The sequence below is a fragment of the Pseudomonas sp. P1.8 genome, assembly GCF_001269805.1.
Classification (GTDB): Bacteria; Pseudomonadota; Gammaproteobacteria; order Pseudomonadales; family Pseudomonadaceae; genus Aquipseudomonas.
In genome coordinates, this window is record NZ_LHVM01000014.1 from 21432 (window position 1) to 37949 (window position 16518).

General features: G+C 60.3%; 14 protein-coding genes. 2 read left to right on the forward strand and 12 right to left on the reverse strand.

Annotation, left to right across the window (positions count from 1 at the left end; all coding sequences use genetic code 11):
• Positions 1–146: 146 nt before the first annotated feature.
• From AD668_RS14625 to AD668_RS14670, 10 genes are all read right to left on the reverse strand, one after another.
• A complete protein-coding gene (locus AD668_RS14625; RefSeq protein ID WP_053159924.1) occupies positions 147–1124 on the reverse strand; it encodes a D-glycerate dehydrogenase in 978 nt (325 codons plus the stop codon).
• Between the two features lie 21 nt (positions 1125–1145).
• On the reverse strand, positions 1146–2438 hold the full coding sequence (locus AD668_RS14630; protein WP_053159926.1) for an MFS transporter: 1293 nt from the start codon (positions 2436–2438) through the stop codon (positions 1146–1148).
• Between the two features lie 94 nt (positions 2439–2532).
• Positions 2533–3519, reverse strand: coding sequence for a sugar kinase (locus AD668_RS14635; protein WP_053159929.1), 987 nt, complete (start codon positions 3517–3519; stop codon positions 2533–2535).
• Positions 3512–4294 (reverse strand): sugar phosphate isomerase/epimerase, encoded by a 783-nt coding sequence (locus tag AD668_RS14640; protein ID WP_053159931.1) that lies wholly within the window; start codon positions 4292–4294, stop codon positions 3512–3514. Before AD668_RS14640 ends, AD668_RS14635 begins: the two co-directional genes overlap by 8 nt.
• Before the next feature lie 152 nt (positions 4295–4446).
• Positions 4447–5472 (reverse strand): LacI family DNA-binding transcriptional regulator, encoded by a 1026-nt coding sequence (locus tag AD668_RS14645; RefSeq protein WP_053159933.1) that lies wholly within the window; start codon positions 5470–5472, stop codon positions 4447–4449.
• Positions 5473–5605: 133 nt separating this feature from the next.
• Positions 5606–6214 (reverse strand): LysE family translocator, encoded by a 609-nt coding sequence (locus AD668_RS14650; protein ID WP_053159935.1) that lies wholly within the window; start codon positions 6212–6214, stop codon positions 5606–5608.
• Positions 6215–6266: 52 nt separating this feature from the next.
• Positions 6267–7106 (reverse strand): AraC family transcriptional regulator, encoded by an 840-nt coding sequence (locus AD668_RS14655; protein WP_053159937.1) that lies wholly within the window; start codon positions 7104–7106, stop codon positions 6267–6269.
• Between the two features lie 76 nt (positions 7107–7182).
• A complete protein-coding gene (locus AD668_RS14660; protein ID WP_053159940.1) occupies positions 7183–7824 on the reverse strand; it encodes a DUF1345 domain-containing protein in 642 nt (213 codons plus the stop codon).
• 153 nt (positions 7825–7977) lie between these two features.
• A complete protein-coding gene (locus AD668_RS14665) occupies positions 7978–11064 on the reverse strand; it encodes an efflux RND transporter permease subunit (protein WP_053159941.1) in 3087 nt (1028 codons plus the stop codon).
• A gap of 15 nt (positions 11065–11079) precedes the next feature.
• The gene (locus tag AD668_RS14670; RefSeq protein WP_053159943.1) at positions 11080–12237 is read right to left on the reverse strand and encodes an efflux RND transporter periplasmic adaptor subunit; all 1158 of its coding nucleotides are present in this window, start codon (positions 12235–12237) and stop codon (positions 11080–11082) included.
• A 270-nt stretch (positions 12238–12507) separates the two neighbouring features.
• On the opposite strand from AD668_RS14670, the gene AD668_RS14675 reads away from it, so the two are divergent.
• Both AD668_RS14675 and AD668_RS14680 read left to right on the forward strand, forming a co-directional pair.
• Positions 12508–13209, forward strand: a complete 702-nt coding sequence (locus AD668_RS14675) for a response regulator transcription factor (protein ID WP_053159945.1) — start codon at positions 12508–12510, stop codon at positions 13207–13209.
• Positions 13210–13213: 4 nt separating this feature from the next.
• On the forward strand, positions 13214–14512 hold the full coding sequence (locus tag AD668_RS14680) for an ATP-binding protein (RefSeq protein WP_053159947.1): 1299 nt from the start codon (positions 13214–13216) through the stop codon (positions 14510–14512).
• 402 nt (positions 14513–14914) lie between these two features.
• On the opposite strand, the gene AD668_RS14690 is transcribed toward AD668_RS14680, so the two are convergent.
• Positions 14915–15454: a tetratricopeptide repeat protein gene (locus AD668_RS14690; RefSeq protein ID WP_053159951.1), complete on the reverse strand. Its 540-nt coding sequence runs from the start codon at positions 15452–15454 to the stop codon at positions 14915–14917.
• A gap of 104 nt (positions 15455–15558) precedes the next feature.
• A complete protein-coding gene (locus AD668_RS14695; RefSeq protein ID WP_053159953.1) occupies positions 15559–16512 on the reverse strand; it encodes a D-2-hydroxyacid dehydrogenase family protein in 954 nt (317 codons plus the stop codon).
• Positions 16513–16518 lie beyond the last annotated feature (6 nt).

The window sequence follows — 16518 nt, forward strand, 5'->3', positions numbered from 1 at the left end:
CGCGATTGCACGAGCAAGCTTGCCAGCGATGGTCGTTAACGACACCGCGTGCATGCTGGATAAACCCGGCGCTGGCAAGTCCATCGTCGCACGCCGCCCGGAACAGGCTCGCTCGCACAATGGTTTGCCCGCGAACGATCAGGTTCTCAAGCTTTCCACGCCCTGGCATTCACCAGATTCACCGGCCGCTCACCCGCCAGCGCCGCCAACAGGTTATCTACCGCACACTTGGCCATGGCTTCACGTGTTTCATGGGTTGCAGAGCCGATGTGCGGCGTCGCCACCACGTTGTTCAGCCGCAACAACGGCGAATCAGGATTGAGTGGCTCACGTTCGAAAACATCCAGCCCCGCCGCACGAATCTGACCCGTGCTCAAGGCATCGATCAACGCTGCTTCATTGACCACCTTGCCTCGGGAAATGTTGATGAAAATGCTGTCGGGCCGCATTAGCGCGAACTCTTTGGCACCGATCAGGCCTTCGGTTTCGGCGGTTAACGGCAACGTCAGGCATATGAAATCCGCTTGCTGCAACAGCTCGGTCAGGCCGCGGTACTGCGCTCTGAAACGTTGCTCCACCGCCGGTTTTGGCGAATGGCTGTGGTAGATCACCGGCATACCAAAACCGAAATGCCCACGCTGCGCCAAGGCCTCGCCGATACGTCCCATCCCGATGATGCCCAAGGTTTTACCGTGCACGTCACTGCCGAAATGCGGCGGGCCGATGTTGCGTTTCCATTCGCCTGAGCGAACCAGATTCGCCAATTCCACCACTCGCCTGGCGCTGGCGAGAATCAGCGCGAAACCGGTGTCGGCGGTGGTTTCTGTCAGCACATCAGGGGTGTTGCTGAGCAAGATCCGACGCTCGTTGAGGTAGTCAATGTCGTAGTTGTCGACGCCCACCGAGACACTGGCGATGGCTTGGAGGTGCGGCGCCCGGTCCAGCAGTTCGGCATCCAGTTTCAGGCTGGCGCCGAGCAGACCGTGGGCGCGGGGCAAGCTGTCACGCAGTTTTGCCATGCCTTGTGCATCAAGGCTGTCGATCAGCGTGACCTCAGCCTGCTCCTGCAGGCGAGCCATGAGCAGCGGCGAAAGTTTTTTGTACAGAACGACCTGCTTTTTCATTTGGGTGATCTCGACTTCAATTCAGGAATGGGCGGTGGCGGTACGCGCTATCGTGGTCTGCTCACGGTCGCTGGCACCGGGCTTGAGGAGTACGGTCAGCACCACCGAAAGCATCAATGCGCCGCTCATCAACAGGAACGATGCGCCGGGCGAACCGGTGGAGCTGTTCAGGTAACCGACCAGATAAGAGCCGCCAAATGAACCTAGCGCACCCATGCTGTTGATCAGCGCCATGGCGCCACCCGCAACGTTGGCCGGGAGGATTTCCGGGATGATCGCGAAGAACGGGCCATACGGCGCGTACATGCAGGCGCCGGCGAGCACCAGCAGGGCGTACGACCACCAGAAATGTTCGGCGCCCAGGGCGTAGGAACCGTAGAAGGCAATCGAAGCAATCAGCAGCGGCGGCCAGACGAAGCGCTTGCGTTTCTGCAGTTTGTCCGAACCCCACGACACCAACAGCATGCCGATGACGGCCGCCAGATAAGGCAATGCCGACAGCCATCCGGCCTGGATCATGTCCATTTGCGCGCCAGCCTTGAGGATCGACGGCAGCCACAGCACGAAACCATATACGCCGATGCTCCAGCAGAAAAACTGCAGGGCCAGGATGATCACCTTGGGCGAGCGGAACGCTTCGGCGTAATTTTTTACCGCTTTGATGCCGACCTGTTCGGCGGCCAGGGCGCTTTCCAGATCCTGTTTTTCCTGCTCGCTGAGCCACTTGGCCTGGGCCGGACGATCATCGGCCAGCCGCCACCAGATGAATGCCCAGAGCACCGCCGGCAAACCTTCGACGATGAACATCCAGCGCCAGCTGTAGTGCTGCACCAGATAGCCCGAGACCACCGACATCCAGAGCATGGTCACCGGGTTGCCGAGAATCAGGAAGGTGTTGGCCCGCGAGCGTTCCGCGCGGGTGAACCAATGGCACAGATAGATCAGCATCGCCGGCATCACCGCCGCTTCGACCACACCGAGCATGAAGCGGATGACGATCAGCCAGTAGGCGTTGGAGACGATGCCGGTCAACGTTGCCAGGCTGCCCCAGAGAATCAGGCTGACGAAAATCAGTTTCTTCACGCTATGCTTTTGCGCGTAGATCGCCCCCGGCACCTGGAAGAAAAAGTATCCGAGGAAGAACAGCGCGCCGAGCAGCGATGACAGGCCCGGGGTGATCATCAGGTCGGCGGCCATGCCTGAAGCGGCGGCGAAACCGTAGTTGGCACGATCCAGATACGCCAGGCTGTAGGTAATGAACACGATGGGCATGATGTACCACCAGCGGCGGGTGGCGAGCGTTGCGGTTTTCATGAGTGGTGCTCCTGAGCTTGTTGTTTTTGTCGCAGCAGGTAACGGGTTCGAATCTTCAGTGACTGTGCGGGCCTCATCGCGAGCAGGCTCGCTCCTACAGGGGAACGCGTTCTAATGTGGGAGCGAGCCTGCTCGCGATGGCGGTCTCAAATTCAGCGAGCATTTCGGTACGGGTCGGCAACCCCTCCATATCTCCTCGGCTCTGCACCGCTCGGCTGCCAATCCAGTTGGCACGCTGCACGGCGTCGACAATGCTGTGGTTTTCCAACAGCGCGCTGATCACGCCGACAGCAAAACCGTCGCCGGCACCGACCGTGTCGACCACCGTTCGCACGGGCACGCCGGCAACAAAACCGCAATCCAGGTGCGTGCGGTAATAAGCGCCGTGCGCCCCCAGTTTGATCACCACGGCCTCGGCGCCCTGGTCGAGGTAAAACGCGGCGATGTCGGCCGGTTCGTCGAAACCGGTCAGCAACCGACCTTCGCTCAACCCCGGCAACACCCAATGGGCGAGGGCGGCGAGGCGGTTGATCTCAGTGATCATCAGTTGCTCGCTGGCCCACAGGCTTGGGCGCAGGTTGGGATCGAAGGACACGCTGCGCCCACCATCACGCATGCGGCTCATCAATTCGAACGTCATCTGCCGAGCCGTTTCCGACAGCGCCGGTGGAATGCCGGTGGCGTGCAGATGCCGTGCATTGAGTAGCCCTGGAACGATCGAATGCGCCGACAAGTGACTGGCCGCCGAACCCCGGCGAAAGTACTCGACGACGGGATCACCGCCGTCATCGGTGCGGGACTTGAACTGAAAGCCGGTGGGATGGGCGGTGTCGATGTCGACGTGGCGGCAGTCCAGACCTTCTTTTTCCAGCGTGTCGATCACGAACCGACCCAGAGAGTCGGCACCGACCCGGCTCAGCCACGCGACGTTGAAGCCCAGCCGCGACAGGCCAATGGCGACGTTGCTGTCAGCGCCGGCTATGCGTTTGTGGAAAGCGTTGACGCTGGCCAAGTCACCGGTTTGCTCGGCGACGAACATCGCCATGGTTTCGCCGAACGAGAGGATATCGATCTCAGACATGAGCGCTATCCCGTTGCGACTGGCCGAGTTGGGCGAGGGCGGCGACGTGTTCGGTGGTCAGTTGCAGCAGATCGTCGCCTTGCAGCGGGTACTCCGCGGCCCGCAAAACGCCTTGGGCCATGTGCCGCAGCAGGTGTTCCCACTGTTGCTGATCGCTGGCGGCGGGTGGGATGGCGACCAGTTTGCCGTCGGCGCGTCGAGTGACTGCTTTGCAGTGCACATAACCGACATAACGGCCGAGCAACCGTGCGGCGCTGGCAGCGGACTGATCCTGCCAATGCCAGTTGCCGATATCGAAAGTCATTTTGATTGTCAGGCTGTGCCGTTCGACTTCATCGAAAAACCGCTGGAAAGGTTCGATGCGGCCACCCTGCAGGGTCTGATCGTTCTCAACCAGCAGCTGCAGGGGGCTCGCTATAAGCATTCGGGCCAGGGTTTGCAGGTCACTGTTGTCTGTGAAGTACCCCAACGACACTTTCAGCCATTTCGCGCCGAATACCTGGGCGCGCTGCAGGGCGCTGACCAGTTCGGGATTGGGTTTGGATTGGCCGGCGAGCCACAGCTCCATCGGCGAGGAGTACACACTTTGCAGGCCCTCAGCTTGAGTGGCTTGAGCCAATTGCGCGGGGGCTTCAGTGGTCAGTAGCTCTTCGCGCCATTCGATGTGAGTGGCGCCGGCGGCGGCCAATAATTCGATGAAACTGCCCTGGCCTCGCTGGCGCACCAGGTCGGCGCCGTAGCTTGAGAGGCTGATGGAAACGGGTGGTTTGTTCATTGTTTTTCTACCTCTGAAACCGGTTTCATTTTTGTTCAAAAAAATAGGCGTCGCTGGTGACGGCCTCATCGCGAGCAAGCTTGCTCCTACAATGGCTCTGCGTACGCTCATCTACTGTAGGAGCGAGCATGCTCGCGATGAGGGCAGAAAACTCACTGAGAAATCCCAAGGGTCGACCCTCTAATGATCAACTGCGCCGAAAAATCCAGCGTCCGCACCGCACCGTCATCCCCGCGCAACCGCTTGAGCAAACACTCAAACGCACTGGCGCCAATTGCGCTGGTTGGCTGGGCGAGGGCGGTAATGCCACTGCCCACCAGGGGATACCAATCCAGGTCATCCAGGGCGATCAAACCCACGTCCTCAAACAGCTTGCACTTGAGATCACGCAACGCATAGGTGCTGGCCAGTGCCGCAACTCCGTTGGCGCAAAACAGCGCTTTTGGGCCGGGGCCTGGCGATTCAAGAAAGTCTTTCAGCCGTGCAGTCAAATCGCTGCCGGTTTCGATCAACGTGCCGCGCAGGGCCGGGCGATGTTCGACCTGAGCCTTGAAGCTGTCGACCCGCTCGATCCGCGAACTGGTGCCGTCGAACGGCTCCGTCACCATCAATACATCGCGGTAGCCGCGTTCTTCAAGATGGGTGAGGGCCATGGCCACCGCTGCGGGGTTGTCCAGTCCGACCATGTCGCTTTCAAGATGCTCGACTTTGCGATCCACCAGTACCAGGGGCATTTCCCGGTGCAGTTCGTGCAATTCGTTGCGGTGATGGCCGAGGGTGTTCACGATCAGGCCTTCGATGTTGTACGAGCGCAGCAGGGCCAGGTGCTGGCGTTCCTGTTCATCATCGCGGTCGGTGTTGCACACCACCAGGCTGTAACCGTGCTGGCGGCAGGCGGTTTCCACCCCATGCATCACGGCGATTGAATAAGGGTTGCGAATGTCGGCCACCAGCATGCCGATCAGGCGCGTGCGCCCGCGCTTCAGACCCCGGGCCATCTGGTTCGGGCGATAGCCCAATTCGGCAATGGACTGCTCGATGCGCTGGGCAATGGCATCGGAGAGTAAGGCGCGGTCTTCGCCGATGAACCGCGAGACGCTGGCCTTGGAGACCTTGGCGTGTTCGGCCACGTCAAGCATGGTCACGCGGCTGCGCTGGGCGGCGGAAAAATCGTTCACGGTCTGAAACCTTCTTATTGGATTTATAAGGCTGAGCGCTGTAGCGCTGAAACCGGTTTCAGAAGACACCAGAAACGAATCCGCCGTCAAGCACTCGATGGCGCAGCGTTCGATAAAAACCGACAAATGGAAATCAGGCCAGCAGGCTTAACCAGGCTGAACCCAAGAGCAACAGGCCCGTACAACGATTGAAACGTTGCATGGCGCAGGGCGAACGCAACCAGCGGCTGGAGCCCGCGCCGAGCAACGCCCAGACCCCGAGGCACGGCAAGGAAATCAGAAAAAATGCCAGGGACAGATACATCACATGCACAAGGCGATCTTCGCCCACGTCAGCAAACACGCTGACCACCGCCAACGCCATCATCCAGGTCTTGGGGTTGATCCATTGCAGGCTGGCTGCCCCGAGCAGACTGAGGCGCTCTTCGTCGTTCCGGGCAGAAATACCCGCGGCGGGGGCCCGGAGAATCTGCCATGCCAGGTAACTGAGCCATGTCACGCCCGCCCACCGCATAAGCGTTTGCACCAAGGGCCATTGAATCAATGCTGAACCGGCACCAGTACCCACCAGCAATACAAGGATTGCGGCGCTGGCGCAGGCGCCGAGGATGATCGGAACGGCGGCGGCCATACCGAAACGGGCACTGTTGCTCAGCACCAGGATGTTGGTCGGGCCAGGGGTGATCGATGCCACGAAGGCGAACAGCACAAAGGGCAGCAACGTCGGGAAAGAGGACAGCATCGCAGGCAAACTCCGGTGAAGATCATTAAGGTGGATCTTCACAATCGGTGGCTTACCTGTCTGGAAGATTTGAGCAGCGCTTGCGGTACAACGCTGGCGTCAGGCCGTAGGCGCGTACGAACCATCGCCCCAAATGGCTCTGGTCGGCAAAGCCCAGGGCCATGGCCACCGTCGCCGGTTGTTCTCCACGGGCCAGCATTCGTCTCGCCGTGGCCAGACGCAATTGCACCAGGTACGCGTGGGGCGCGATGCCATACGCTGCTTTAAACGCGCGGGTCAGGCGAAAGCGGTCGACACCGGTGACGGCGGCCAATTGATCGAGGCCGATGTCGGCTTGCGCGTTGGCATGCAGATAGTCCCGGGCTTTTTGCGCAACCAGGGGCAGGCGCGGGTCTTCACCATAGCGGGTGCGCCAGTGCAGGTGATGGGTCAGCCGTTCTACCAAACCGTCGAGGGCTGCCTGGCGCACGATTTTCAGTTCGCCAACGTGCAGGGTTTCGAATGCGAGGCTGGCAGCGTGGGCCAGTCGCGCATCGCTGGCCAGGGTAATGGCGAAACTCAACTCACTGTTGTGCGGCGCGTTATCAAATACAGCACCGACCTCACGCTGTAACCATTGCGGATCGAGGTACAGCATGCGGTAGGTGAAGCCTTCATCGGTCGGCGCTTCGCCGTCGTGAATGTCACCCGGCTCCAGCAAAAAAACCTGCCCAGGCGTGCTTTGATGTTTTGCCCGGCGGCAATTGAACTGTTGGACGCCTTGCTCGGTGACACCGACCAGGTAACTGTCATGCCAGTGCGGGTCGTAGGCGTGGCCCTGGAAATGCGCGCGCAGGGTCTCGATGCCGGTGTCAGCGTCCTGGGCCAGATCGAGCCAGTTGTGAGTGGTCATGCTGCACCTGTGAAGCGGATGGCCGTTCCATTTAACGCTTGTAACCCGAGCAATGGCTAGAAGGTTTGTGCAGCCATCAATTGAACAAGCCAGCCGCAATGTTGATCGAGAAACCGAGGATGGCGGTATTGAACAGGAAACCGATCAGCGATTGCGCCAGCACAATCTTGCGCATGTCGCGCGTCGCGACGCCGACATCAGAAGTCTGCACGGCCACGCCGATGGTGAACGAGAAGTACAGGAAGTCCCAGTAGTTGGGCGTGTCCAGTCCCTCGGCAAAGCGCAAGGCGGGCTCTTTACCTTCCCAGGTATAAAACAGGCGGGCGTAGTGCACGCTGAAAATCACCCCGATCAACAGCCAGGAACCAAGCACTGTGAAGGCGGTGAAACCGTAATGGAGCAGCTTGCGGGTGGTTTCCAGATCCTTGCTGCCTGCCAGTTCAAAGGTGATCGTCGCCAGGCTGGCGATCGCGGCGATGCACACGACCAACAACACCAGGCCGGCATTTTCGTCTTCGATTTCGGCGATGCGTTTCACGTCTGGGGCTTTCGAGCGCACGACAAGCCAGGACATCAGAATCAGGTAAGTCCAGACCCCGGCGTTCCAACCGAAGAGGATCTTGCTGATGACCGAGTCGGCCGGCATCAGGATGCCCACTGCGATGCCGAGCAGGATGGCGGCAGACAGGCGAGGATGAGTACGGGGAAGGAAGGGCATGGAGACTCGCTTTGCAGAGGCGTCCTTGCACCATAGCACTGCTTATGCAGGAGCTGCCGAAGGCTGCGATCTTTTGATGTTCAGGTTGCCTGCCGAAGATCTGGATCAAAAGATCGCAGCCTTCGGCAGCTCCTGCAGGGGGTGTGGTGTTGGTTAGCGCTTGCGCACCAGTTTCATCACCACCACAAAAAACACGGGTACAAATACCACCGCCAGTGTCGCCGTGATCATCCCGCCAATCACCCCGGTGCCGATAGCCTGTTGGCTCGCCGAACTGGCGCCGGTGGCAATCGCCAAGGGCACCACACCGAGGATGAACGCCAGTGAAGTCATGACAATCGGCCGCAACCGCAAACGTGCGGCTTGCAGGGTCGCATCGATCAGGTCGTGGCCTTCGTCGTACAGGCTCTTGGCGAACTCGATGATGAGAATCGCGTTTTTCGCCGACAGACCAATGATGGTGATCAGCCCGACCTTGAAGAACACATCGTTGGGCATCCCGCGCAACGTTACCGCCAACACCGCACCCAGCACGCCCAAAGGCACCACCAGCAACACCGAGGTCGGGATCGACCAACTCTCGTAGAGCGCCGCCAGACACAGAAACACGATCAACAATGACAAACCGAGCAGGATCGGCGCCTGGCTGCCGGACAAGCGCTCCTGTAGCGACAACCCGGTCCACTCCTGGCCCAACCCCGCCGGGCCTTGTGCTACCAGACGCTCGATTTCGGCCATGGCCTCGCCGGTGCTGTGACCCGCTTGAGGCTCGCCGGAAATGGCGATTGCCGGGTAGCCGTTGTAGCGGGTCAGTTGCGCCGGACCCTGAGTCCATTTGGCCTGGACGAAGGCGGACAACGGCACCATTTTCCCATGGGTGTTGCGCACGTGGATCTTCAGCAAGTCGTCCACCTGACTGCGTTGATCACCTTCGGCCTGTACCATTACCCGCTGCATCCGTCCCTGGTTGGGGAAGTCGTTGATGTAGGCCGAGCCGACAGCGGTGGACAGTACGTTACCGACGTCGGCAAAAGACACGCCCAACGCGTTGGCTTGCTTGCGGTCAACGATCAACTCGACCTGTGGCGCTTCGGCCAGCGAGCTCTCTCGTACGTTCATCAGGATCGGACTCTTCTCGGCTGCCGCCAGAAACGCAGTGCGGGCTTCCATCAGTGCCACGTGGCCAAGACCACCGCGATCCTGCAAGCGGAACTCGAAGCCGCTGGACGTGCCGAGGCCATCCACCGGTGGCGGCAGCACGGAAAAGGTCACGGCGTCCTTGATCTGGCTGAGGGCGATGTTGGCGCGATCGGCAATGGCGCTGGCCGAATCATCGCTGCTGCGCGCCGACCAGTCCTTTAGCGTGCTGAAGGCGAGCGCCGCGTTCTGGCCGCTGCCGGAGAAACTGAAACCCAGGATCACCACGCTGTCGCGAATACCTGGCTCGGTCGCATTGTGCGCTTCGATTTGCCCGGCCACCTGCACCGTGCGGTTCTTGCTCGCACCCGGTGGCAGTTGAATGTCGGTGATGGTGTAACCCTGGTCTTCCACCGGCAGGAACGAAGAGGGCAAGCGACTGAAGGCAAAACCCAGCCCCACCAGCAGCACTGCGTAGATCACCAGGTAGCGTGCGGTGCGTTTCAACGCATAGGCGACCCAGCCCTGATAGCGGTCGGTCAGTTGCTCGAAGCGGCGGTTGAACCAGCCGAAGAACCCGGTTTTTTCGTGGTGTTCGCCTTTGGCAATCGGCTTGAGCAGCGTGGCGCACAGCGCCGGGGTCAAGGTCAGGGCGAGGAACGCCGAGAACAGGATCGAGGTCGCCATCGACAGCGAGAACTGCTGGTAGATCACTCCTACCGAGCCTTGCATGAACGCCATTGGAATGAACACCGCCACAAGCACCAGCGTGATGCCGATGATGGCGCCGGTGATCTGTGTCATCGCCTTGCGCGTGGCGTCCTTGGGCGACAAACCTTCGGTGGCCATGATCCGCTCGACGTTCTCCACCACCACAATGGCGTCGTCCACCAGAATGCCGATGGCCAGTACCATGCCGAACATGGTCAGTACGTTGATCGAAAAGCCCAGCGCCAGCATCGTTGCGAACGTACCCATCAGGGCGACCGGCACCACCAGCGTCGGGATCAGCGTGTAGCGGATGTTCTGGAGGAACAGGAACATCACCGCGAACACCAGCAACATCGCCTCGCCGAGGGTGTAAACCACTTTGGTGATCGAGACTTTGACGAAAGGCGAGGTGTCGTACGGAATCGAATACTCGACGTTGGCCGGGAAGTAGCGCTTGAGTTCGTCCATCTTCGCCCGCACCAGGGTTGCGGTGTTCAGGGCATTGGCGCCGGGCGACAACTGCACGGCGACAGCGGTGGACGGCTTGCCGTTCAGACGCGTGGAAAACTGGTATTCCTGGCTGCCGATCTCGACCCGCGCCACATCGCGGATGCGCACTGTGGAGCCATCGGGATTGGCCTTGAGCACGATGTCGGCGAATTCTTCCGGCGTCGAGAGCTGGCCTTTGACCAGAATGGTCGCAGTGATTTCCTGGGTGGTGCGAGTCGGCAAGTCACCGATGCTGCCCGCTGAAACCTGGGCATTCTGCGCGACAATGGCGGCGTTGACGTCGGCAGGGGTCAGGTTGAAACCGATCAGTTTCTGCGGATCGATCCACACCCGCATGGCCCGTTCGGCGCCGTACAACTGCGCTTTGCCGACACCGTCCAGACGCTTGATCTCGTTCATCACGTTGCGTGCCAGGTAATCGCTGAGCGCCACGTCGTCGAGCTTGCCGTCACTGGAAGTGAGGGCGATCAACAGCAGGAAGCCCGAGGAGACTTTCTCCACCTGCAAGCCCTGTTGAATGACCGCTTGCGGCAAACGGGATTCCACGGCTTTAAGGCGGTTCTGCACATCGACCTGGGCCAGCTCCGGATTGGTGCCCGGTTTAAACGTGGCCTTCACGGTGGCGCTGCCGAGGCTGCTCTGGGATTCGAAATACAGCAGGTGATCGGCGCCGTTGAGTTCCTCCTCGATCAGGCTGACCACGCTCTCGTCCACGGTCTGCGCCGAAGCGCCCGGGTACACGGCGTAGATTTCGATCTGCGGCGGCGCGACGTCGGGGTATTGCGCCACCGGCAATTGCGGAATGGCCAGCGCACCGGCCAACAGAATAAACAGGGCGACCACCCAGGCGAACACTGGGCGGTCGATAAAGAACTGCGGCATAAACAAGCGTCCTGCTTATTGGCCAGACATCTGGGCCAGTGGAAGAGGAGTGTCGTCGATCTGCACTTTCTCGCCAGGGCGGGCGTGTTGCAGGCCTTCAACGACAATACGGTCGCCTGGCTTGAGCCCGCCGGTGACGATCCAGCGATCGTTCTGCACGGCGCCCAACTCGACCGGCTGTTGCGCGACCCGTTGTTCGGCGTCGAGCATCAGCACCTGGGCGATGCCGGCGCTGTCACGCTGGACCGCCCGTTGCGGCACGCTGAGACCTTGCTGATTGACCGCTTGCTCCAGGCGTACCCGCACGAAGCTACCAGGGAGCAAATCCAGATCCGGATTGGGAAATTCACTGCGCAGAATAATCTGCCCCGTACCCGGATCAACGGTGATGTCGCTGAACAACAGTTTGCCCGGCAGTGGATAAAGGCTGCCGTCATCCTGAATCAACGTGGCCTTGGCCTGACCCTGGCCGACCTGCTGCAACTGGCCGGAACGAAAAGCTCGGCGCAGGTCATTGAGTTCGCGAGTGGACTGGGTCAGGTCGGCATGGATCGGATCGAGCTGCTGAATCAGCGCCAGCGGTGTGGTTTCGTTCTGTCCGACCAGTGCGCCTTCGGTGACCAGTGCACGGCCGACACGCCCTGAAATCGGTGCGGTAACCGTGGCGTAACCGAGGTTCAGTTTCGCTCGCTCCACGGCGGCTTTACTGGCAGCGACTTCGGCGGCGGTCTGCCGGGCGTTGGCACGGGCGTTGTCATACTCCTGACCGCTGATGGCCTTGTCGTCGATCAACTGGGCGTAGCGTTGTTCCTGCAACCGGGCCTGGAACGCATTGGCCTCGGCCTTGCGCAGGACGGCTTCGGCGCTGTCCAGGTCAGCCTTGAACGGCGCCGGGTCGATACGGAATAGCACGTCGCCTTTTTTCACGTCGCTGCCTTCACGGAAGGTGCGCTGCAACACCACGCCCGCAACACGTGCGCGCACTTCGGCGATACGTGGTGCGGCAATCCGGCCGCTCAGTTCGCTGCTGATGGTCAGCGGCTGGGCTTCGAGGGTCTCGATGCGCACGGTGGCCAGTGGCTCCGGCTCTTCAGCGTTCGAGGACTTGTCACAGGCGCCAAGCGCCAACGCCAATGCGATCAGGCTGAGCCTGGCAAGCAGATTCTTTGACATGAAATACCCCAATAAAGACCCCCAGCATCCTACTGGGCGACAGCGAGGGTAGCGGTGAAGCTTTGTTGGTGCTGTGTGAAATTGTGTAAGGGTTTTACTCAGGGGGGGGGGAGGGCGTATATCCTGCACTTCTTGAAATTTATTGCGTCTGTCAGGCCGCCTTCGCTGGCAAGCCAGCTCCTACAAGGATTTTCAGCGCACGACCTGTAGGAGCTGGCTTGCCAGCGATAGGGCCGGAACAGACGCCACTGCACTTTCTGGAAACACCCCATGCCCAACATTCTCCTGGTCGAAGACGACACCGCTCTGGCCGAACTGATTGCCAGCTACCTGGAACGCAACGGCTACTCCGTCAGCGTGATCGGCCGCGGTGACCACGTGCGCGAACGTGCGCGGACCAGTCCGCCGGACCTGGTGATCCTCGACCTGATGCTACCCGGCCTCGACGGTTTGCAAGTCTGCCGCTTGCTTCGCGCTGACTCGGCAACGTTGCCGATCCTGATGCTCACTGCGCGCGATGACAGCCACGATCAGGTGCTCGGCCTGGAGATGGGCGCTGACGACTACGTGACCAAGCCTTGTGAGCCGAGAGTGTTGCTGGCCCGGGTGCGAACCTTGTTGCGGCGCAGCAGCCTCAGCGAACCGCAAACCGCCAACGATCGCATTCTGATGGGCAACCTGTGCATCGATCTGTCCGAACGCACGGTGACCTGGCGCGAGCAGCTGGTCGAATTGTCCAGCGGCGAGTACAACCTGCTGGTGGTGCTGGCCCGGCATGCGGGCGAAGTGCTGAGTCGCGACCAGATCCTGCAACGTCTGCGCGGTATCGAATTCAACGGCACCGACCGTTCCGTGGACGTGGCGATTTCCAAATTGCGGCGCAAGTTCGACGACCACGCCGGCGAGGCACGCAAGATCAAGACGGTGTGGGGCAAGGGTTATCTGTTCAGCCGCTCCGAGTGGGAATGCTGAGCCGATGTTCAAAATCCTCTTTCGCTTGTATGTCGTGACCATTGTTTCGTACAGCGCGGCAATCTATCTGGTGCCAGACTTGGTGGTCAGGGTTTTCCAGGAGCGTTTTGTCACCTACAACCTTGATTACTCCCGCGGGTTGCAGACCCTGATCGTCAAACAGTTTCATGGCGTGCCCGCCGAGCAGTGGCCAGCTTTGGCCGAGCAAATGGACAAAGAATTCAGCCCGCTGCATATCGTGCTCAGCGGCAACGACGATGTCGGTTTGACGCTTGAAGAACAGCAACGCTTGCAGTTCGGCGAGAATGTAGTACGCGTCGGCGACTGGGGCTGGCGCACACTGGCGGTGGCGCCGCTGGATGATCGGATGGTCGTGCAAATGGTTGTGCCGCCGGACCCGATGGACGTCAACCTCCTGTACTGGAGCATCAACGTGCTGATCGGCGCGACCATGCTTGCCTGTCTGTTGCTGTGGCTGCGCCCGCACTGGCGCGATCTGGAGCGCCTCAAAGGCACTGCCGAACGCTTCGGTAAAGGACATTTGAGCGAACGTACGAAAATCCCCGCCAGTTCCAACATCGGCAGTCTGGCCAATGTGTTCGATACCATGGCCGGTGACATCGAGAACCTGCTCAATCAGCAGCGGGATCTGCTCAATGCAGTGTCCCATGAACTGCGCACACCGCTGACTCGCCTGGACTTCGGCCTGGCGCTGGCCCTGTCCGAGGATTTGCCGACCGCCAGTCGCGAGCGGTTGCAGAGCCTGGTGGCACACATTCGCGAACTGGATGAACTGGTGCTGGAGTTGCTTTCCTACAGCCGCCTGCAAAACCCGGCGCAACTGCCGGAACAGGTCGAGGTGTCGCTGGATGAGTTTATCGACAGCATTTTGGGCAGTGTCGATGAAGAGCAGTCACCGGACATCGTCATCGACGTGTTGCTCCACGGTCAACTGGAACGCTTCAGTCTCGACCCACGCTTGACGGCCCGTGCCCTGCAGAACCTGCTGCGCAATGCCATGCGTTATTGCGAAGAACGCATCCAGATCGGGGTTCAGGTCTACGCCGGCGGATGCGAGATCTGGGTGGATGATGACGGCATCGGCATTCCCGAAGACGAGCGCGAGCGTATTTTCGAACCCTTCTACCGCCTTGATCGCAGTCGTGATCGGGCCACGGGCGGGTTCGGGTTGGGATTGGCAATCAGTCGACGGGCGTTGGAAGCCCAAGGCGGGACGCTGACGGTCGAAGGTTCGCCGTTGGGTGGGGCGCGTTTCAGGTTGTGGTTGCCTGCAACGGGCTGAATTGGACGAACGGCAGCCTTTCTGACCCGCCGCAATGTACTGACTGTCATGTTTTACAGTAGTCATGTCGGCAACTTGTGCGTTTCACTGTCCGTGTGTAGTCAGGCGGAAGACAAGGGTAAGGAGGCCGGAATGAGCGCACCAATAATAACAAAATGCGGTCAGGGGACGATCAGTGCATTCAGGGATGTCAGGGTTGACTCTACGTCCACGTGTTTTGCGCTGATCAAACCTGAGGATGGACTTTGCGCCTGTGTGGCGATCAGGTTAGGGGCGGGCATCACCACGGCCGGTCAGTGCTTTGTGGTTGGCGATAAGGTGCGATATACGCTCCAGGCGCGGCAGGGAGAGTTTCCGAGCGCACAACAGCTCTTGAAACTCCCGGCCGACGATGAGTGTGCCTCAGGTCTTCGATGAGCCGTCGATGGCTTCGGCCAGGTCACGGTATTCCTCGCAACGGGTATTACCGCAAATGGATTTGATCTGCTGCAACTGTTCTTGCGCCAGGTCCAGCCGGCCTTTGATCACATAGGCCTCGCCGAGGTATTCGCGTACTTGCGCGTACTGCGGGTCGAGTTTTACCGATTGCAGGTAGTAACCGATGCCTTCGTCGGTGCGCCCCAGTTTACGCGTGGCGTAGCCGCGATAATTCAGGGCCTTGGCAGTGTTCGGGTTTTTCAGGGTGTCGAGCAGGGCCAGGGCTTCTTCATAGCGCCCGTCCCTGGCCAACTGATAGGCGTAGCGGGTGCGGTCTTCGTCAGGCACCAGGCTGCTGGTTTGCTTGACGCATTTCTGCGACTTGGTGTCGAAAACCTGGCCCTTGGGGCAATTGGGTTTGGCGGGGACGTCATCCTCATCGTCACCGTTCGCCAGCGCGAGGGTGCTGGACAACGCAACAGCCAGAAACAATGGGGAAGCCAACATAGCGAAACGGACTTTCATGGGCAATGCTCCACAGGTGGATGCGTTTCGGATCGGGTTACGTCCTTGCAATTTATAGCGCAAGGTTGAGACATCGGTGGGATTGCAAAAGTCGAAGGTTTTTCTCAGCCCAGCACGCGAACGGGTTGCCCCGCCGCCCATGCCTGGATGCCTTCGATCATCTGCGAGAAAAACTGATGATAGTTCTGCTCGCTGACGTAGCCGACATGGGGCGTGGCCAGCACGTTGTCCAGGGTCCGGAACGGATGATGCTCCGATAACGGCTCGTGTTCGAAGACATCCAGCGCTGCACCGGCAAGTCGTTGTTTCTGTAACGCCTTGATCAACGCAGTCTCATCGACAATCGGCCCACGCGCGGTATTCACCAGCAACGCCGTCGGCTTCATCCACGCCAGCGCCTGGGCGTCTACCAGACCCCGGCTGCGGTCGCTGAGTACCAGGTGCACCGACAGCACGTCGGCCTGTTCGAACAGTTGCTGCTTGCTGACATAGGTCACGCCGTCTTCGGCAGCACGATCGGCGGTGAGGTTTTCGCTCCAGGCAATCACCCGCATGCCGAACACCTGGCCAAACTGCGCAACACGCTGGCCAATGCTGCCCAGGCCGAGGATTGCCAACGTCTTGCCGTGCAGATCGCCGCCCAGGCCTTGTTGCCATTTTCCGGCACGCAGGGCGTTGGCCTCGTTCACCAGATTGCGCATCGCGGCCATGATCAGCGCCCAGGTCAATTCCGGTGCGGCATGTTTGTAGCTGTCAGTGCCACTGACCTGGATGCCCAGTGCGGCGGCGGCCTTCAGGTCCAGGGCGGCATTGCGCATGCCTGCGGTGACCAGCAGCTTGAGTTTTGGCAGGCGACGCAGCAGGTCTTCATCGAAGCGCGTGCGTTCGCGCATCACGCAGATCACTTCGAAATCAACCAAGCGCTGCGCCAGAATCTCGTTATCAGCAGGGTAGTCATGCAGGAAACTCACCTGGCCAACCGCATCCAGCACCGACCAGTCCACCACGCCCCGAGCCACGTCCTGCCAATCGTCGATCACTGCAATCTGCAACGCCATCAGCCG